The following is a 17,928-nucleotide window of genomic DNA, read 5'->3' on the forward strand; positions in this document are numbered from 1 at the left end:
GGCGTCAGGACCCGGACCGGGGCTGTTCCTGGGGCACTTCTCCCGCCTCAGACGTTAATCGCCGCCGTCACCCGACGGTCGGCGATCGAGCGGCTCACCTGGATCTCGTACGAACCCTTCACAAACGTCCACGAATTGGTCTGCTCGTCCCACATCTCGAAAGCGCGGCGCGGAAGTTCGATCACAGCTTCCGCCGTCTCACCCGGACCCGCGGCCACGCCCGCGAATCCGGCCAGCCAGCGCGCCGGGCGGTCGGTGCCGGGCTCGGCCGGCGCCAGGTAGACCTGCACGACCTCGCGGCCCGCACGCTCCCCGGAGTTGCGGACGCGGACCGTGACCGTGGTCCCCTCGACCTTGACGGACTCGTAACTCCACTCGGTGTAGCCGAGGCCGTGCCCGAAGGGGTACGACGGGACCCGGCCCTCCTTCTCCCAGGCGCGGTATCCGATGAAGACACCCTCGCTGTACGGGAGTTCACCGGCCGAGGGGACTACCTGGGTGACGGGGGCATCGGTCAGGGAGCCCCAGGTGGTGGGCAGGCGGCCGCCCGGCTCGTGGGCGCCGGTGAGGACGTCCGCGAGTGCCGCGCCGGCCTCCTGGCCGGGGAACCAGCCGAGCAGCACGGCGGCGACGTCCTCGCGCCACGGCAGCTCCACCGGGGAGCCGGAGTTGACGACCACGACGGTGTCCGGATTGGCGGCGGCGACGGCGCGGACCAGGTCGTCCTGGCGGCCCGGCAGGGTGAGGTCCGTGCGGTCGAAGCCCTCGGACTCGACGCGGTCGGTGGTGGCGACCACGACGACGGCCGTGTCGGCGTTGCGGGCGGCCTCGACGGCCTCGGCGATCAGCTCGTCGGGATCACGCTGCGGCTCCTGGTGCGCGAGGGTGAAGCCGACGACCCTCAGCGGGACACCCTCGGGGAACTCGACGACGTGGGTGAGGGAGACCTCGACCGGTGCGCCGGCGGTGAGTTCGGGCTGGGCGCGGGGGACGGGAGCGCCGAAGAAGGTGGCGAAGGGGTCCTTCTTGGCGGGGCGATGGACGTCGTCGTAGTACGTCGTGCCGTCGATCGTGAGCTTGAAGGCGCCGATGCCCCTGATGCCGAAGGTGTGCGGGCCGGTGGCGCGCGGGGTGAAGGTACCGGTCAGCTCGACGGAGCGCAGGGCCTCGTGGGTCACGCCCTCGGGGAGGTCGCTGCCCATCCACTGGATGTGGCCGTTGGGGGCGGAGCCGGTGCCGATCACGTTCCCGTCGGCGTCCCGGCACACGGCCCGCAGCTCGAAGCCCTTGTCGGCGATGCCGAGTTCGGTGTTCGGGTCGGCGCCGACGGCGTAGGTGAGGGTGCCGTCGGGCAGGGCGGCGGTGAGGCCGTCGAGCGGGGAGACGATCCGGTCGGGGAAGACGGTGGCGGAGCCGCCGCCCAGTACGCGGGCGTCCCGGGCAGCCGCGCCGATCAGCGCGACGGTGCCGTTCGGCCGCAACGGCAGGGCGCCGCCCTGGTTGCGGACCAGGACGAAGGAGCGGCGGGCGATCTCGCGGGCGAGTTCGGGGCCGTCGACGGTCGCGGGAAGCTCGGTGACGACGGGCTCGGCACCGTCGAGGATCCCGACGCGGGCGGCGAGCCGCAGCACGTTGCGCACGGCGTCGTCGACCTTGGCCTCGGCCACCTTCCCGTCCCGTACGGCCTGGGCGAGGGGCTCGCCGTACACGGTCCGCGGGCCGGGCATGGCGACGTCGAGGCCGCCCTCGATGGCGCCGACGGTGGACCGGGCGGCCATCCAGTCGGAGACGTTGTAGCCGTCGAAGCCCCATTCCCCGCGCAGGACTTCGTTCACGAGGTGGTGGTGCTCGCTCATCGTCGTGCCGTTGACGGTGTTGTAGGCGGTCATGATGCCCCAGGGGTGGGCGTTCTCGAAGATGATCTCGAAGGGCGCCAGATACAGCTCGCGCAGGGCGCGTTCGGAGACGAGGTTGTTGACGGTGAAGCGCTCGGTCTCGGCGTCGTTGGCGACGAAGTGCTTCACGGTGGTGCCGACGCCGCCGGACTGGACGCCGTTCACATAGCCCGTGCCGATGCTCCCCGTCAGGTACGGGTCCTCGCTGTACGCCTCGAAGTGGCGGCCGCCCAGTGGGGAGCGGTGGAGGTTGACGGTGGGGGCGAGCAGCACGTGGACGCCCTTGCGGCGGGCCTCCTGGGCGAGGAGGGTGCCGGCGCGGCGGGCGAGGTCCGGGTCCCAGGTGGCGGCGAGGGCGGTGGGCGAGGGCAGCGCGACGGACGGGTCGTCGGCGCTCCAGTGCACGCCCCGGACGCCGATCGGGCCGTCGGACATGACGAGGGACTTCAGGCCGATCTCGGGCAGTGCGGGCAGGGTCCAGGTGTCCTGGCCGGAGAGCAGCCGCGCCTTCGCGTCGAGGTCGAGCGCGGCAAGGGCGGCCTCGACGGCCGCCTCGCGCGCTTCGTCGGCCTGGGTACGGGTTCCCGCCATCGCGGTGCCTCCTCGTTGAGTCCCTGCACGTACCCATCCTTCCTCGGCCACCTGCGAAGGATTCGAAACCGCGACCATCAATTACACCGAGCGGTACACACGCGTGCGGGCCGGCATGGCGGAGGTACTGCGCGCCGAGTACGGCGACCGCCTGCCGAACGGGCTGGCCCCGCAGCGTACGGCGCCCCTGCCGGTGTCCGTCATGGACGGGCCGCAGTACCACTGCGTAGTCCACACCATGGCGTAGTCCCACACCATGGCGTAGCTCCCTCCCGCCACGCGATACTTCCGGCGTCCCGCACGACGCACGCTCTCACCCCCCACCGTGACGGAAGGACCGTAATTCCCTTGAATTCCATACGCGTTCGGATCGGCGTCCTCTCAGTGGCCGTGCTGGCCGGGCTCGCGGCTCCCACGACCGGGGCCGCCGCCGCCCGGTCCGCCCCCGCGCCGACCGTCGAGGAACAGCGCCTCGACAAGACCGTCCCCCAGGAGATCCTGCGACGCTCCGGATTCGATGCCGCGGCGGCGGAGTTCGCCGACGACCTGGCCGACACGCGCTCCTACGCGCAGGCCCACTGGGTCGTCACACGCGAGGGGACGGCGCTGTGGCGCAGGGCCGTGGACCGGGCGCAGGGGCGGGGTCCGGCCGGAGGTGACCTGAGCCGGGACGACGACCGGCCGTTGTACTGGGCGAGGTTGTCGATGACGCGGGACGTGCGGACGTGGGTGCCGGAGTTCGGGCTGAGCGACGCCCGGCGGAATGCTCTCATCGGCGCGTTGGAGCGGGTCTCGCGTGGCCAGACCGACATTCGCCATACGGCCGGTTCGGCCGGCTCGGGCATGAAGCGGATCCTCGTCACCGGGTTCGACCCGTTCACGCTCGACCGGGACATCCGAATCTCCAACCCGTCCGGCGCCACCGCGCTCGCCCTGGACGGTGCGGTGATCGAGACGGCGGAGGGCCCGGCCCGGGTGGAGACCGCCGTGTTCCCGGTGCGTTGGCAGGACTTCGCGGAAGGCACGGTGGAGCGGGCGCTGCGGCCGTATCTGAAGCAGGTCGATCTGTTCACGACCGTGAGTCAGGGGCGCGTCGGGCGGTTCGACGTCGAGCGGACCAACGGGGCGTGGCGGGGCGGCTTCCAGGACAACGACAACATCGGGCGGACCGAGACCATCCCCGTCGCCGATCCGGCCTCGCAGCCGCAGTGGACCACGACGACGCTGCCGTACCGGGAGATCGTCGCCGCGGACACCGGGCGGTTCCCCGTGTACGACAACACGAGCGTGACCGAGATTCCGGCGGGCGGCACGACGGCGGTCGTACGGCCGGACGGGCCGACGCCGGGCTCCACCGCGCGGGCCGGAGGCGGTGGGGACTACCTCTCCAACGAGATCGCCTACCGGGCGACGCTGCTGCGTGACCGGCTCGGGCTGCACGACTCGCTGCCGGGCGGGCATGTGCACACGCCGGTGCTGCAGTTCGGGGCGGGCAACACGGATCCGGCGACCGGGGCGGTGACGGATCCGGAGTTCGTACGGAACCGGCTGGACATCATCGCGCAGGTGCGGGGGATTCTGACGGCCGCGGTGGAGGCGACGGCGGGTTCGTAGGCACCCGGCGTCGGGGCGGACGTCCCGGGGGGCCTGCGGCCCCCAGACCCCCGCTTTCGGCCCCGAGCGGGCCTCGCCCTCAAACGCCGGACAGGCTGAAAATGCCTGGACCGGCGTCGGGATGTGGCCGTCCGCCTGTTTCGCCCGGCCTCAACCGCCGAGCTGCCCCGAATGCGCCCCCTGGCCCTTGGACAGCGCGACGTCATCCCCGCTCTCCTCCTCCGTCTCCTCCCCCATCAGCTCCCGAGCCATCAGCGTCGCCCCCGCCACGGCGCCCGGCATCAGGAACACCGCGACGAAGGGCACCAGGAAGGCTGCTGCGAGGGGGGCTCCGAAGCCCCAGATAAGGGGCTTGCGGGAGCGGAGCATCGTGAGGCGGTCACGGAGGTCCACGCGGCGGCGCTGGAGGGCTACCGCCGTGAGTTCCTCGGTGAGGAAGAAGCCGGTGACGAAGACGCCGATCACCGGGACGGCCGTCTGGCCGATGACCGGGATGAAGCCGAGGGCGAAGAGCAGGACACCCCAGAGGGCGGCGCGCAGGACGATCCGCAGGCTGTCGCGACCCGAGATCCACAGCTCGCGCCAGAGCGGCAGGCCGGACTCGGGGGCCGTGCCGTCGGGGGAGACGTCCCGGTCGACCTTCTCGGAGAGGTTCTCGTAGAAGGGCTGGCCGATCAGCAGGGTGACCGCCGTGAAGGTGATCACCGACAGGAGCAGGCCCAGCGCGAACAGGACGGCGGTGAGGAAGCCTCGGAACAGGCCCTGCCACGGGCTCGACCAGTCGTCGGCGAACGGCGTCGACCAGGACACGAAGTCCTCGCCCCAGAGCGCGAGCCCGACCAGCGCGGCCACGTAGAGCACCAGGGTGATCAGGCCGGGGATCAGCCCGAAGCCGTACTGCTTGCCGTGCCGGGCCACCCACCGCTGGCCCCGTAGGAGATACCTGAACCCGGTCCCAAGATCGCGCATGGTTCGCACTCTAGTCGGGCCGTGTCACACGGCAGTCACGGTCGCTTCGGGGACCGGTCACGGCAGCCCCCGGACGCCGCTCACCCCGGCGTCACCGCCACCACGACCCCCCGGTCGGCCGCCGGGCTCACCGCCGCCGACACCCGTACCGCCACCGCCCGTGCCACCCGCCCCGCGCCCGACGCCCCGGACAGCAGCAGGGGCTGTATCCGTTCCAGCCCGGCGACGAGGAACTCCTCACCGGCGATCAGTGCCGGACGCGCCGCCTTCGTCGTGGCCGCCGCTGCCTCGGTGAGGTCGGCGAGGGGTGGCAGCGTCGCCCGGACGACGTTCGCGCCGGCGGCGGCCGCGCGTTCGGCCAGGGCCACCTGGAGCGGCATCAGGGGCGCGAGCGCGGCCGTCAACGCGTCGGCGATGCGGTGGAGTTCGGGGGACGTCTCGCGCAGGACGTCGGCCGCGGCACGGAGCAGCGGAGTCAGCGCGAGCAGCACGCCCGCGGCCAGGCCCGCGGTCGCCGGCAACAGCGGCGACGTCGCCTCGACCAGTTCGCCCAGCGCCGCCGCGAACTCCTCCACCGCCGGCTCCACCGCGTCCAGCACCGGCAGCAGGCTGTCGCCCAGGGCCGCCAGCAGGGCCTGCGCCGGCTCGCTGACGGGGTGGACCGCGAGGGGCGCTCCGCTCGTGCCGAGACGGGTGAGGGTCTCGACGATGCGGTAGAAGGCCTCCTGGGCCTGCGGCGAGGCACTCGCCTCGGCCAGTTCGGCGGTGGTCTGCCGCAGCACCCGCAGGACTTCGGCGCCCGATCCGTCCCGCGGGTCGAAGGTGTTGATCGCGATACGGGTGAGGTTCCCGGCCGTGTCGAGGAGTTGGCCGGTGATGTCGGTCGTGCTGCGTGCCATGCGGAGTACGTCGTCCCTGCTGGGGATCGAAGGGATCGTTGCCATGGGCTCTGCTCGCCTCCTGCCGCCGCCGGTGCGCTCTCAGCATGCCCCGCCCGGCGGCCCCCGGATGGGCCATCCGGGGCATCCGTGACACCAACTCCCTCTTGTTGCGGTTGAGTCGAACAGGTACACCTCGCCGTACCGATCTCAGGAAGTCCCGAGGAGGTACGCGTGCGCACAAGGAGAACCGTTCCCGCGAGACCCGTTGCCGCCAGGCCCGTTCCCGCCCGACCCGTTCTGATCACCGCCCTCGCCCTCACCACGGCGGGCTCCCTGCTCCTCACCCCGCAGACCGCCGTCGCGGAGCCCCGGCCCCCGGGCCCCTCCCCGGTCCATCGCGAGGCCGCGCTCGACCGGGATGCGGCGCGCACGCCTGCGAGCGCCGCCCAGCGGGCTCTCGGCACCGCCGAAGCGCCCTCCGAGGCGATCGGCGACGACAGCCGCGGCTACCCGCGCCGGCAGGTCCTCACCCCCGACCCCGAGAACCCGGCCGACAAGTCCATCAAGTTGGGCCTGACCCCGTACCACGCCATCGCGCCGAAGCTGAACGCCCTGCAGGCCCTCGGCGACCGCGTGAGCGTCGAGATCGCGGGCCGCTCGGCGGGCGGGCACCGGCTCTACCTCGTCACCGTGACCGCCCCGGAGACCGCCCGCCAGGCCCGCACGCAGGCGTCGATGCGCGAGCTCATCGAGAACGCGCCCGCCCTGGCCGCCAAGTCCCGGGAGATCAAGGAAAGTTACAAGGCGCCCGTCTTCCTCAACAGCAACATCCACGGCAACGAGTGGGAGGGAACCGACGCAAGTCTGAAGCTCGTCGAGCGGCTCGCCACCGCCACGGACGCCAGGACGCGCGACCTTCTCTCCCACAGCCGCCTGTACTTCAACATCACCGCCAACCCGGACGGCCGTATCGCCGGAACCCGCGCCAACGCGGGCGGCTTCGACATGAACCGGGACTTCGTCACCGCCTCCCAGCCCGAGACGCGGGCGATGCGGCAGATCATGGTCGACAAGCAGCCGGCCGTCCTGCTCGACCTGCACGGCTACGTCAACGGCACCCTCATCGAGCCCACCACTCCCCCGCACGGCGAGAACTACGAGTACGACCTGTTCCTGAAGAACACCTACGCCAATGCCCTGCGCATGGAGGCCGCCGTCAACGGCCTGGGCTACACGCCGCAGAAGGACGGGGTCCAACCCGCGCAGATTCCCTTCCGGGACCAGGAGGAGGGCTGGGACGACTGGCCTCCCATCTTCACCCCGCAGTACGCGGCCTTCCACGGCACGGTCGCCGCGCACACTGTGGAGATCCCGATGCAGGTGAACAACAACGCCTACAACACGCTGCCGCAGGCCGAGCTGCGGCGCCGCTCCGCGATCAACGTCGACGTCGCCGGGGCGGCCCTGCGCGCCACCCTCGACTTCGTCCAGGAAAGGCGTACGTCTCTCGTCGCCGACCAGATCGAGGTCTTCCGGCGGGGAGCGGCGGGAGCCGCGCAGGTGCCGGTGTCCGAGGAGACCGTCCCGGGCGTCCCCGGCATCGGCCCCGAGGACGTCTACACGACCACCTTCCCCCGCGCCTACGTCATCCCGGCCGGCACCGGTGCCCAGCGCTCGGCCCCGGCCGCCGCCCGCCTCGTCGACCACCTCCTCGCCAACGACGTGCGGGTCACCCGCGCGGCCCACTCCTTCCGGCTGGAGGGCCGTCCGTACGCCAAGGGCTCCTACGTCGTCGACATGCGCCAGCCCAAGCGCGGCCTGGTGAACGCGCTGCTCGCCGACGGGCGGGACATCAGCGCCGAGGTCTCGGCGATGTACGACATCTCGGGCTGGAGCCTCGGCCGTCTGTGGGGCGCGGCGGTCGAGACCCTGCCGCGCATGCCCTACGGCACAGCCCTGCGCCCCGTGCGCGCGGCGGCCCCCGTCGCGTACGCCGCCCCGCGCGGTGACCTCCGGCTGCGGCTCGACGACCCGAACGAGGTCGCTGCCCTCAACGCCCTGCTGCGGCAGGGCATCGAGGCGCGCCGTGCCGCCGACGGCAGTGCGATCGTGCCGGGCTCGGCACGGCGACAGGCCCTGGAAGCAGCCCGCGCGTACGACGTCGCCTTCCACTCGACGAAGCTCACCGGCACGGCCCCGCTCCACCGCACCCGCGTCGCCGCCGCCGTCACCGCGGGCGAGCTGTTCGCGTTGCGGGAGATGAACTTCGAGGTCACGCCGGTCTCGACGGACGTGCTGAACGCCGGGTTCGACTGGTCGTCGGTGGACGTGCTGTTCGTGTCGGCGGGATTGGACTACGGCGACCTCACCGCCCCCGCCCGCACAGCCCTCGACGCCTTCCTCGACGGTCACGGGCTGGTCGGGCGGGGTGCCACCGGTGCCGCGCTCAACACGGCGACGGGGCTGCTGGCGGCGAAGCCGGTCGAGGGCAACGGGGACGCCAACGGTGTGGTACGCGTCGTGAATTCGGGCAGCACTCTGATGTCCGGCGCTTTGGGCCACGGCTTCGTCTACGCGCCCGTGTGGTTCACCGACCTCGGTCCGGGCGTGCGGGTCGAGCAGGCGTACGCGCCCGGGAACCCGCTCGTCTCCGGGCACTGGCGGGCGTCGGCGGACGGCTCCGGCGGGCCGGCGGACGCGGCGGGGCGGGCGTCGGTAGTGAGCGGGCGGGGAGCCGTGCTGTTCGGCACGGAACCGCTCTTCCGGGACCACCCCAAGGGAGAATTCGCCCAGGTCGGCAGGGCGTTGTTCGGTATGGCGCAGGCCAGCGGCACCAGATGAGGAGAGCGGATGACACCAGTGATCCACGGCACCGTAGCGGACGGCTTCGAGCGGGTTCGTGAGGAGTTCGCCGCGTTCGTGTCGGGTGAACTCCCCGACTACGAGGGCCAGTTGTGCGCGTATATGCATGGCCGGAGGGTCGTCGACCTGTGGGCCGGTGACGGCTGCGAGGCCGACTCCCTCTACGGCGTGTTCTCGTCCAGCAAGGGGGCCGCTCACCTCGTGGTCGCGCTCCTGATCCAGGACGGCACACTCGAAGCTGACCGCAAAGTGACGTACTACTGGCCGGAGTTCGGCGCCGAGGGCAAGGGCTCGCTGACCCTGCGCGATCTGCTCGCCCACCGGGCCGGGCTGGTCGGGCTCGACGCCGGGTTCAGCGACGAGGAGCTGGCCGACGACCGGGCCATCGCCGAACGCCTCGCCGACCAGCGGCCGTTCTGGCGCCCCGGCACGGCCTTCGGCTATCACGCGCTCGTCGTCGGGGCGCTCACCGGCGAGGTCGTACGCCGTGCCACGGGCCGTACGCTCCAGGAGGTGTACGAGGAGCGGGTCCGGGCGCCGTACGGCCTGGGCTTCCACCTCGGGCTGCCCGCGGAACTGGATCACCGCTACCGCTCGGTTCTGCCGATGGCGCCGACTCCGGAGCAGCAGGCGGTGCTGGACTCGGTGCCGCAGGGCCCGCACACGCTGTCGTCCATCGCCTTCAACACGCATGTACCGGAGCCGGGGGGACTGGCGGACTACCCCAACTCCCGTACCGTGCGCGCCAACGGGCCCGCGTCGGCGGGCGGCGTCGCCTCCGCGCGCGGGCTCGCCGGCATGTACGCGGCGGCGATCAGCGAGCTGGACGAACGGCCGCCCCTGCTCAAGCCGGACACCATCGCCGAGGTCGGGCAGATCCACTCGACCGGGTACGACCTGGTGGCCCGGGCCCACAAGTCGTACGCCCTCGGCTTCCAGGCGACGGCCGACACCTGGTACCCGTTCCTGGGCGCCGGCACCTTCGGCCACAGCGGCGCCGGGGGCTCCCAGGCCTTCGCCGACCCCCGCAGCGGCCTGTCCTACGGCTACACCCGCCGCCGCTGCGCCTTCCCGGGCGGGGCGGCACCGGAGAACCAGCGGTTCGTGAGGGCGGTGCATTCGGCAGCGCCGGCGAGCTGAGCAGCGGGCACGACAGAGGCCGCACCCCGTGTACCGGGGTGCGGCCTCTGTCGTACGGAAGGAACTGCTCAGACCAGCGTCACGGTGATGTTGCCGCGGGTCGCCTTCGAGTACGGGCAGACCTGGTGGGCCTTGTCGAGCAGGTTGCGGGCCGTCGCGGCGTCGACGTTCGGGATGGCCGCCGAGATCTCCACGATGATCCCGAAGCCGTCGTCGTTCTTGCCGATGCCGACCTTCGCGGTGACGGTCGAGCCGGTGATGTCGGCCTGCTCCTGGCGGGCGACGACGCCCAGGGCGCCCTGGAAGCAGGCGCTGTAGCCGGCCGCGAAGAGCTGCTCCGGGTTGGTGCCGGCGCCGCTGCCGCCCATCTCCTTGGGCGGGTTCACGACGACGTCGAGCTTGCCGTCGTCGGTGGCGACCCGGCCGTCGCGGCCGTTCTCCGCGGTGGCGACGGCGGTGTACAGGACCTCGGACTGCTGGATGGACATGCGGTGTCTTCCTCCTCGGTCCGCCGCGACTCGCGCCCACGATCGCGACGGATTTCGGAAAGAAGTTACCGCATGTCGGAAATCCAGCACAGGGCCCGCCCGGATCCCGGCACAGGACCGGCCCGGCCCTACAGCTTGACGATCATCTTCCCGGTGTTGTCGCCCCGCAGCACCCCGAGGAACGCCTCCAGGTTGTTCTCGATGCCCTCGACGAAGGTCTCGCGGTACTTGAGCTGCCCCGAGGCGACCCAGGGGCCGACCTCCTGGACGAACTGCGGCTGCAGGTCGTAGTGGTCGCCGACGAGGAGGCCCTCGATGCGGGCGCGGGTCGCGATGAGGCGGGCGAGGTTCTTCGGGCCGGGGGCGGGCTCGGTGTTGTTGTAGACCGAGATCATGCCGCAGACGGCGATCCGGCCGTGGAGGTTGATCTGCCCGATGGCGGCCTCGAGGTGGTCGCCGCCGACGTTGTCGAAGTAGACGTCGATGCCGTCGGGGGCGGCCTCGCGCAGCTGCTCGGCGACCGAGCCGTTCTTGTAGTTGAAGGCGGCGTCGAAGCCGTACTCCTCCACGAGGAGCTTGACCTTCTCGTCGGACCCGGCGGAGCCGATGACCCGGGAGGCACCCTTGAGCCTGGCGATCTGCCCGACCTGGCTGCCGACGGCACCGGCCGCACCGGACACGAAGACGGAGTCGCCCTCCTTGAAGACGGCGGTGCGCAGCAGGCCGGCATAGGCCGTGAGGCCGGTCATGCCGAGGACGCCGAGGTACGTGGACAGGGGCGCGGCGTCCGGGGCCACCTTGACGGCGCTCTTGGCGTCCACTGCCGCGTACTCGCGCCATCCGAAGAAGTGCAGGACGTGGTCGCCGACGGCGATGCCCTCGGCGTTGGACTCGACGACCTCACCGACGGCGCCGCCCTGCATGACCTTGCCTAGCTCGAAGGGGGCGACGTAGGACTTGGCCGCCGACATGCGTCCGCGCATGTACGGGTCGACGGAGAGGTACTTGTTCCGTACGAGCACCTGGCCCTCGCCGGGGGTCGGCATCTCGGCCTCGACCAAGGCGAAGTCCTCGGGCTTGGGCCAGCCGACGGGGCGGGAGAGGAGGTGCCATTCGCGGTTGATCATCGGGGGTGCGCCTTTCCGTCCGTGCGTTTTTACTTCAGTACCTGAAACAACCATGCTCCTGAATATTTCAGGATGTCAAGTAATGGGGGTACGCTGAGAGCATGGCCACCATTCCGCAGAAGACCCACCGTCCCGATGACCTGACCCTGGAAGTCGTCGACCTCATCGGCTCGGTCGTGGCCCGCTATCACGAGGAGTACGAGGAGGCCGCCGCCGAGCACGCCCTGACCGGCGCGCAGGCGCGGCTGCTGAGCCTGCTGTCGCTGGAGCCGCTGCCGATGCGGAAGCTGGCACAACGGCTGCGCTGCGAGCCGTCGAACGTGACCGGCATCGTGGACCGGCTGGAGTCCCGCGGGCTGGTGGAACGCCGGCCGGACCCGGCGGACCGGCGCGTGAAGCTGGCCGCGGCGACCGACGAGGGCAGCCGCGTGGCGCGCAGCCTGCGGGAGTCCCTGCGGTTCGCCCGGGAGCCGCTGGCGGGGTTGTCGGACGAGGAACGGCTGGCTCTGCGGGACCTGCTGCGGCGGATGCTGAACGCCTAGACATCCCGTGGACGCCCGCGAGCGTCCGCGACGCCCGTGATCGCTTGCGGGCGGGCCGGTCCGGGGTGACGATCGGATGGTGGGTGTTGAGGGAGTCGTATCGCTCGGGCATCCACGAGGCGTGTGATGGGTGCGAAGTCACGCTCCGCCGACGGGAGCCACGGCGATGCCGTCATGAGGGCGGTGACCCCGGGCGGTGACCCGGTTCTCGCCGCACGGTTCGCCGTGCCGGCGGTCCCCCGGACGTTCGTGCGCAGGGCACGGCTCCTCGATCAGCTGGCCGAGGGCCTGCGCACTCCGCTGACGCTGGTCAACGGGCCCGCTGGAGCCGGCAAGACCCTGCTGGTCGCCGACTGGCTCACGGCCCGCGAACCGGGGGACGTCGCCTGGCTGACGGTGGAACCGGAGGACAGCGCTCCCGGCGTGTTCTGGACCTATGTCCTGCATGCCTTCCGGCATCACGGCATCGCCCTGCCCGCGGACATCGGCAGCCCCGCCCGCCCCGGCGAGGTGGACCACTCGCTGCTGGCACGGGTCGCGGCCTGGCTGGACGGACGGGACAGGCCGGTGACCCTCGTCCTGGACGAGTTCGACCGGGTGGCCGGATGCGCCGAGGTGGCCGACGGGCTGCAGTTCGTGCTCCGCCACGCGGGTGACGGCCTGCGCCTGATGGTCGTCAGCCGTACGGAGCCGCTGCTGCCGCTGTACCGCTATCGGGCCGCCGGTGAGCTCGTCGACATCCGGGGCGCCGACCTGGCGTTCCGCGCCGAGGAGACGGCTGCCCTCGCCGACCGGCACGGGCTGGCGTTGTCGGGCTCGGGCGCGCGTGTGCTGACCGCGCGCACCGGAGGCTGGGCGGCGGGGCTGCGGCTGTGCACCCTGGCCGCGCAGCGGGCCGACGACCCGGAGGGCTTCCTTGCGGAGTTCGAGCCGGGGCACAGCACGGTGGCCGACTTCCTGCTGGGCGAGGTGCTCCGCACCCACCCGTCCGAGACCCAGGATCTGCTGCTGCGCGCGAGCATCCTGGAGGAGATCCACCCCGAGCTGGCCAACGCCCTCACCGGGCGGGTCGACGCGGAGCCGATTCTGGAGGGTCTCCAACGGGCGAACGCGTTCGTCGAGCCCATCGGGCACTCCTGGTACCGGCTGCACCCGCTGTTCGCCGAGATCCTGCGGGTGCATCTGGGCGTGCGCCATCCCGGTCTGGAGCCCGAGCTGCACCGTACGGCCGCCCACTGGCTGAGCAGGGCGGGGCTGCTCGACGAGGCCCTGTCGCATGCGGCGGACGCGGGCGACTGGGAGCTGGCCGCGGACGAGTTCATCGGCAGGCTGGCGATCGGCCGGCTGCTGACGGGGCTGTCCGCCGAGCGGCTGGACGGCCTGTTCGCCAGGATGGCGCCGGAAACGTCCGGGCCGGCCCCCGATCTGGTGCGCGCGGCACGCGAGTTGGCCCATCACGACGTCGAGCGGGGCGTCACCTACCTGCGGCGAGCGGAGGAGAACCTGCCCGCCGGCGACTCCGGCGACGCCGCCGCGGTGCGGCTGAGCTGTGCGGTGCTGCGGGTGCTGGCCGCCCGGGTGGCGGGCTCGGCGGACCTGGCCGAGCTGGCGGCGAAGGCCGTCGCGGAGGCGGAGCGGGCCCTGCCCCCCGACCGGCTGGAACAGTGCCCGGAGCTGACGGCCCTCATGCTCACCGACCTCGGGTCGGCGCAGCTGTGGGCAGGCCGCTTCGATGCCGCGCGCTCGACGCTGTCCGAGGCCGTCCGCTCCCCGCAGGAGCCCTCGACGGCCTTCGCCCGGCACGAGGCGCTCAGCCGCCTGGCGCTGATCGACTTCCTGCAGGGGCGTCCCGGCCGGGCCGAGTCGCATGCCCGGGGCGCGGTCGCCGAGGCGGAGCACTCGGGGCTGCCGGCGTCCGACCGGTCCGGGATGGCACAGCTCGTCCTGGCCGCCGTGGCCATCGACCGCGACGACCTGGCGGCCGCTCAGGGCCATCTCGACCGGGCCGCCGCCACGTCCGCCGCCTCCCGCGATCCCGTGGTGGCCGTGGAGCTGGCGATCCTGCGTTCGCGGATGCTGTTCGCGAAGGGGGACCCCCGCTCGGCGCTGCTGGCCCTCGACGACATGGCGAGGCAGCCGCTGGTCTCCGTCGAGCCCTCACCCTGGGTGAGCGACCGCATTGCGATGGCCATGGCCGCGGCACATCTGGCCGACGGCGATCCGAAGGCCGCGGTGAAGGTCTTCGAGGACCGGCCGGCAAACGGTTTGGAGAGCCTGGTGGCCGAGGCCAGGGCGCGGGTCGCCGCCGGTGAGGGCGAACGGGCCCTGCGCATCCTGGACGAACTCGACCTCCCCGAGCACCGCGACGCGGGACCCGTCATCGACGTATGGACTCTGCTGACCCGGGCGCAGGCCGCCGACGCGCTCGGCGATTCCGCCGCCGCCGAGGGCCTGCTGCTGCGGGCCCTTGCCGCCGCGCGCCCGCATCACCTCCGGCGGCCGTTCCTGGACGCCGGGCCCTGGGTCAGGCGGCTGCTGCTCCACCGGCCGGCGCCGGCCCGGGAACATGCCTGGCTGACCGGCGCGCTCACGCCCGGGCGGGAGGAGTCCGTGGGCCCGCGCCCGGAAACGCTCAGCGCGCGGGAGCGGGACGTCCTGGAGCGGTTGGCGCAGCTCATGTCCACCGAGGAGATCGCCGCCGACCTGCATCTGTCGGTGAACACGGTGAAGACGCACCTCAAGAGCATCTACCGCAAGCTCGCCGCCACCCGGCGCGGCGAGGCGGTCCGCCGGGCCCGTGAGTTCGGTCTGCTCTGACGTGTCACCTCGCCCGGGTGATGTCACCCGGGCCGCCGGTCGCCGAGCATGAGGTCATGCGCTACGAGATCCGCGTCGACGGGCAGATGTCGGACGAGTTGACCACGGCGTTCCCCGAGTTCGACAGCTTCGTCGTCCCCAACCAGACGGTGCTGTACGGCCAGGTCGACGACGAGGCGCATCTGTACGGGCTGTTGATCCGGTTCCAGTCCCTGGGGCTGCGCATAGCCGAGTTCCGCCGGCTTCCGGAGTGAACCTTCCGCAGGCGGGTGCGGGTCCCGTGCCGCCGTACGGCTCAGCCCGCGAGCACCTTCGCCTTGGCCCGCTCGTACTCGGCGTCGGTGATGTCGCCGTGGTCGTGCAGCCCGGCGAGCTTGGTCAGCTGGTCCGCATGGGTCGTCCCGGTGGGTCCGGTCGTCCTGGTCGTCCCGGTGGGTCCGGTCGTCCCGGTCGACGGGCCTTCGGCGGCCACCTCCTGGACGTAGGAGCGGAACGCCTCCTCCTGCCGCCGCTGCTGGCGCGCCTCCCGCTCACCCATGCCACGCCCGCGCGCGACCAGATAGATGAAGACGCCGAGGAACGGCAGCACACAGACGAAGACCGCCCAGCCCGCCTTGCCCCAGCCGCTCATGCTGTCGTCCCGGAAGATGTCCCCGAAGACCCGGAACAGCATCACGAACCACAGCACCCACAGGAAGAACCAGAGCATCGTCAGGAAAGCGTTGAGCAGCGGATAGTCCACGGTCGCCTCCACCTGCCGGCCGTCGTGGGGCCACGGCGGCACTCCAAGCCTGATGTCCTCCACGCTGCTCCAGTGGCCCCGGGACGGCATCACCCGGAACGGGTGGGGTGCAGCCGTCGTCCGCGGCTGCCGGTGCGTGGTGCGCGGTGCCCGGTGCGGACCGCGCAGCCGCTGCCGCAGGGGTTCACCTGCCAGGGGTGAAGCCTTGCCCCGAGCGCTTTCGAACAATGAACGTCGAGCCGTGTCAGGCGCGCTTCGGCTCCCGGGGCCCACCAGGTGGAGGGAGGCAGGCATGGGCGACCGCTATCCGCCCATCGCCGAGCACGGAATGGTCGGCGACCTGCAGACCGCCGCGCTGGTCTCGTCCGCCGGAACCGTCGACTGGTGGTGCACGCCGCGCTTCGACTCGCCCAGCGTCTTCGCCTCACTGCTGGACAGCGAGCGCGGCGGCCACTGCCGGTTCGCCGTGGAGCTCCCGGAGGGCGAAAGGCTGACGGTACGACAGCTGTACCTGTCCGACACGGCGATCCTGATCACGCGCTACATGGCCCCCGGCGGCGTCGGCGAGGTCGTCGATTTCATGCCTCCTGTCGACTCCCCGACGCCGACGGACCGGCACCGGCTGATCCGGATCGCCCGCGTCGTCCGGGGCAGCCTGCCCTTCACCTTCGCCTGCCGCCCCCGCTTCGACTACGCCCGCGCCCCGCACACCCTCACGCGCCCGGGGGACGACGCCCGCTCGGCGGTCTTCCACGGCCCGGGAATCGACCTGCATCTCCAGGGCACCGGCGGGGTCGCCTTCCACGCGGACGGCCACGACGTCACCTGCCGCTTCACCCTCTCCGCCGGGCAGGCGGTGGCCGTCGTGCTGACCGCTACGGCGAGCGGCGGCGCCCCCGGCCCCGCGCCGACCCTGGCCGGCCTGGTCGACGACATGGCGTCGTGCCGCACCTTCTGGCTGTCCTGGCTGCGCCCCTGCACCTACCGAGGGCGCTGGCAGGACACCGTGAACCGCTCGGCGATCGTGCTCAAGCTGCTCACCTACGCCCCCACCGGCGCGCCCATCGCCGCCGCCACCATGGGACTGCCCGAGCAGATCGGCGGCGAGCGCAACTGGGACTACCGCTACACGTGGGTGCGTGACGCCTCGCTCTCCGTGCGGGCACTGATCGATCTGGGCTTCGAGGCGGAGGCGTACGCGTACCGCCGCTGGCTGCGCGACCGCGTCGACGCCGGGACCACCGCGACCGGCGACCCCCTGCAGATCATGTACCGGGTGGACGGCGACCCTCATCTGACCGAGGAGACCCTCGACCATCTGGAGGGCTACCAGGGCTCACGGCCCGTCCGGGCCGGCAACGCGGCCGCCGGCCAGCTCCAGCTCGACATCTACGGCGAGGCCGCCGACGCGCTGACGGTGCGCGGCGACATCGGGGCGATCCGCGGCTGGGACGCCATGCGTGACGTACTGGACTGGCTCTCCGACCACTGGGACCGGCCGGACGAGGGGATCTGGGAGACCCGAGGCGGCCGGCAGAACTTCACCTACAGCCGCCTGATGGCCTGGGTCGCCTTCGACCGGGGCATCCGCGGGTCGATGGCCCACGCCCGCCCGGGCCGGATCGGCCACTGGACCGACACGCGTGACGCGATCTTCCGGCAGATCGTCGAACGCGGCTGGCACCCCGAGCGCCGGGCCTTCGTCCAGCACTACGACACGGACGTCCTGGACGCCTCGCTGCTGCTGATGCCCCGGGTCGGCTTCATCTCACCGCACGACCCGGACTGGCTCACCACCCTCGACGCCATGGAGGAGGAGCTGGTCAGCGACAGTCTCGTCTACCGCTACGACCCCAAGGCCTCCCCCGACGGACTGCGCGGCTCCGAGGGCACCTTCAACCTCTGCAGCTTCTACTACGTCGAAGCCCTGGCCCGCAGCGGCCGGCTCGGGCGGGCCCGGTACGCCTTCGACAAGATGCTCACCTACGCCAACCCCGTCGGCCTCTTCGCGGAGGAGATCGGACCCTCGGGCGAACAACTCGGCAACTTCCCCCAGGCCTTCACCCACCTCGCCCTGATCACCGCGGCCACGGCCCTGGACGAGCAGCTCGGCCGGGCCGAGGCGAGTCCGACACACGGCGCCGGCCAGTACGCGAAGCCCCACGGCTACACGGCGCCCGCCCCGTCGGCCGACGGCGACGGCGATGGCGATGACGGTGACGGCGCCTGACAGTCAGGCAGGACAAGACCCTCGACTTGG

Annotated in this window: 13 protein-coding genes and 1 pseudogene; 8 read left to right on the top strand and 6 right to left on the bottom strand. The window is 72.1% G+C overall.

The window, feature by feature from the left end:
* Window positions 1-47: 47 nt before the first annotated feature.
* Complete coding sequence (locus ACFY5C_RS12075) at window positions 48-2,486, bottom strand: glycoside hydrolase family 3 C-terminal domain-containing protein (RefSeq protein ID WP_389443478.1); 2,439 nt, start codon at window positions 2,484-2,486, stop codon at window positions 48-50.
* Window positions 2,487-2,568: 82 nt separating this feature from the next.
* Between ACFY5C_RS12075 and ACFY5C_RS12080 the strand changes: the two are divergent.
* Window positions 2,569-2,706: pseudogene (locus ACFY5C_RS12080) on the top strand (TetR family transcriptional regulator); the annotation flags it as partial.
* A 128-nt stretch (window positions 2,707-2,834) separates the two neighbouring features.
* Complete coding sequence (locus ACFY5C_RS12085; protein ID WP_389443480.1) at window positions 2,835-4,100, top strand: pyroglutamyl peptidase; 1,266 nt, start codon at window positions 2,835-2,837, stop codon at window positions 4,098-4,100.
* 150 nt (window positions 4,101-4,250) lie between these two features.
* Here the strand turns inward: ACFY5C_RS12085 and ACFY5C_RS12090 are convergent, their stop codons facing one another.
* Window positions 4,251-5,069 carry an EI24 domain-containing protein gene (locus tag ACFY5C_RS12090; protein ID WP_389443482.1) on the bottom strand — a complete coding sequence of 273 codons (819 nt, stop codon included), beginning with the start codon at window positions 5,067-5,069 and terminating at the stop codon, window positions 4,251-4,253.
* Window positions 5,070-5,149: 80 nt separating this feature from the next.
* Window positions 5,150-5,968: a hypothetical protein gene (locus tag ACFY5C_RS12095; protein ID WP_389443484.1), complete on the bottom strand. Its 819-nt coding sequence runs from the start codon at window positions 5,966-5,968 to the stop codon at window positions 5,150-5,152.
* Window positions 5,969-6,181: 213 nt separating this feature from the next.
* Between ACFY5C_RS12095 and ACFY5C_RS12100 the strand changes: the two genes are divergently transcribed.
* Together ACFY5C_RS12100 and ACFY5C_RS12105 are read left to right on the top strand one after the other, a co-directional pair.
* Entirely contained in the window at window positions 6,182-8,791 is a 2,610-nt protein-coding gene (locus ACFY5C_RS12100; protein WP_389443486.1) for a M14 family zinc carboxypeptidase, read from the top strand.
* Between the two features lie 9 nt (window positions 8,792-8,800).
* Window positions 8,801-9,952, top strand: a complete 1,152-nt coding sequence (locus tag ACFY5C_RS12105; RefSeq protein WP_389443488.1) for a serine hydrolase domain-containing protein — start codon at window positions 8,801-8,803, stop codon at window positions 9,950-9,952.
* A 68-nt stretch (window positions 9,953-10,020) separates the two neighbouring features.
* Here the strand turns inward: ACFY5C_RS12105 and ACFY5C_RS12110 are convergent, their stop codons facing one another.
* The gene (locus ACFY5C_RS12110) at window positions 10,021-10,440 is read right to left on the bottom strand and encodes an organic hydroperoxide resistance protein (RefSeq protein ID WP_389443490.1); all 420 of its coding nucleotides are present in this window, start codon (window positions 10,438-10,440) and stop codon (window positions 10,021-10,023) included.
* Between the two features lie 128 nt (window positions 10,441-10,568).
* On the bottom strand, window positions 10,569-11,567 hold the full coding sequence (locus tag ACFY5C_RS12115; protein ID WP_389443492.1) for an NADP-dependent oxidoreductase: 999 nt from the start codon (window positions 11,565-11,567) through the stop codon (window positions 10,569-10,571).
* A gap of 101 nt (window positions 11,568-11,668) precedes the next feature.
* Between ACFY5C_RS12115 and ACFY5C_RS12120 the strand changes: the two genes are divergently transcribed.
* The 3 genes from ACFY5C_RS12120 to ACFY5C_RS12130 all read left to right on the top strand — a co-directional run bounded on the left by ACFY5C_RS12120 (window position 11,669) and on the right by ACFY5C_RS12130 (window position 15,180).
* The gene (locus tag ACFY5C_RS12120) at window positions 11,669-12,109 is read left to right on the top strand and encodes a MarR family winged helix-turn-helix transcriptional regulator (protein WP_389443494.1); all 441 of its coding nucleotides are present in this window, start codon (window positions 11,669-11,671) and stop codon (window positions 12,107-12,109) included.
* A 174-nt stretch (window positions 12,110-12,283) separates the two neighbouring features.
* Complete coding sequence (locus ACFY5C_RS12125) at window positions 12,284-14,926, top strand: LuxR C-terminal-related transcriptional regulator (protein WP_389443496.1); 2,643 nt, start codon at window positions 12,284-12,286, stop codon at window positions 14,924-14,926.
* A gap of 56 nt (window positions 14,927-14,982) precedes the next feature.
* Window positions 14,983-15,180, top strand: a complete 198-nt coding sequence (locus tag ACFY5C_RS12130) for a hypothetical protein (protein WP_389443498.1) — start codon at window positions 14,983-14,985, stop codon at window positions 15,178-15,180.
* A 41-nt stretch (window positions 15,181-15,221) separates the two neighbouring features.
* On the opposite strand, the gene ACFY5C_RS12135 is transcribed toward ACFY5C_RS12130, so the two are convergent.
* Window positions 15,222-15,635 (bottom strand): SHOCT domain-containing protein, encoded by a 414-nt coding sequence (locus tag ACFY5C_RS12135; protein WP_389444116.1) that lies wholly within the window; start codon window positions 15,633-15,635, stop codon window positions 15,222-15,224.
* Window positions 15,636-15,960: 325 nt separating this feature from the next.
* On the opposite strand from ACFY5C_RS12135, the gene ACFY5C_RS12140 reads away from it, so the two are divergent.
* Window positions 15,961-17,898 (top strand): glycoside hydrolase family 15 protein, encoded by a 1,938-nt coding sequence (locus ACFY5C_RS12140; protein WP_389443500.1) that lies wholly within the window; start codon window positions 15,961-15,963, stop codon window positions 17,896-17,898.
* Window positions 17,899-17,928: the final 30 nt, after the last annotated feature.

Origin of the sequence: Streptomyces sp. NPDC012935, assembly GCF_042900345.1 — a bacterium.
Classification (GTDB): Bacteria; Actinomycetota; Actinomycetes; order Streptomycetales; family Streptomycetaceae; genus Streptomyces.

What these genes read in the sequence shown, in the direction of transcription:
- ACFY5C_RS12135 (WP_389444116.1), bottom strand. Translation starts at nt 15,635, where the DNA reads ATGCTCTGGTTCTTCCTGTGGGTGCTGTGGTTCGTGATGCTGTTCCGG.
- ACFY5C_RS12140 (WP_389443500.1), top strand. Translation starts at nt 15,961, where the DNA reads ATGGGCGACCGCTATCCGCCCATCGCCGAGCACGGAATGGTCGGCGAC.
- ACFY5C_RS12125 (WP_389443496.1), top strand. Translation starts at nt 12,284, where the DNA reads ATGAGGGCGGTGACCCCGGGCGGTGACCCGGTTCTCGCCGCACGGTTC.
- ACFY5C_RS12075 (WP_389443478.1), bottom strand. Translation starts at nt 2,486, where the DNA reads ATGGCGGGAACCCGTACCCAGGCCGACGAAGCGCGCGAGGCGGCCGTC.
- ACFY5C_RS12090 (WP_389443482.1), bottom strand. Translation starts at nt 5,069, where the DNA reads ATGCGCGATCTTGGGACCGGGTTCAGGTATCTCCTACGGGGCCAGCGG.
- ACFY5C_RS12120 (WP_389443494.1), top strand. Translation starts at nt 11,669, where the DNA reads ATGGCCACCATTCCGCAGAAGACCCACCGTCCCGATGACCTGACCCTG.
- ACFY5C_RS12110 (WP_389443490.1), bottom strand. Translation starts at nt 10,440, where the DNA reads ATGTCCATCCAGCAGTCCGAGGTCCTGTACACCGCCGTCGCCACCGCG.
- ACFY5C_RS12095 (WP_389443484.1), bottom strand. Translation starts at nt 5,968, where the DNA reads ATGGCACGCAGCACGACCGACATCACCGGCCAACTCCTCGACACGGCC.
- ACFY5C_RS12115 (WP_389443492.1), bottom strand. Translation starts at nt 11,567, where the DNA reads ATGATCAACCGCGAATGGCACCTCCTCTCCCGCCCCGTCGGCTGGCCC.
- ACFY5C_RS12105 (WP_389443488.1), top strand. Translation starts at nt 8,801, where the DNA reads ATGACACCAGTGATCCACGGCACCGTAGCGGACGGCTTCGAGCGGGTT.
- ACFY5C_RS12130 (WP_389443498.1), top strand. Translation starts at nt 14,983, where the DNA reads ATGCGCTACGAGATCCGCGTCGACGGGCAGATGTCGGACGAGTTGACC.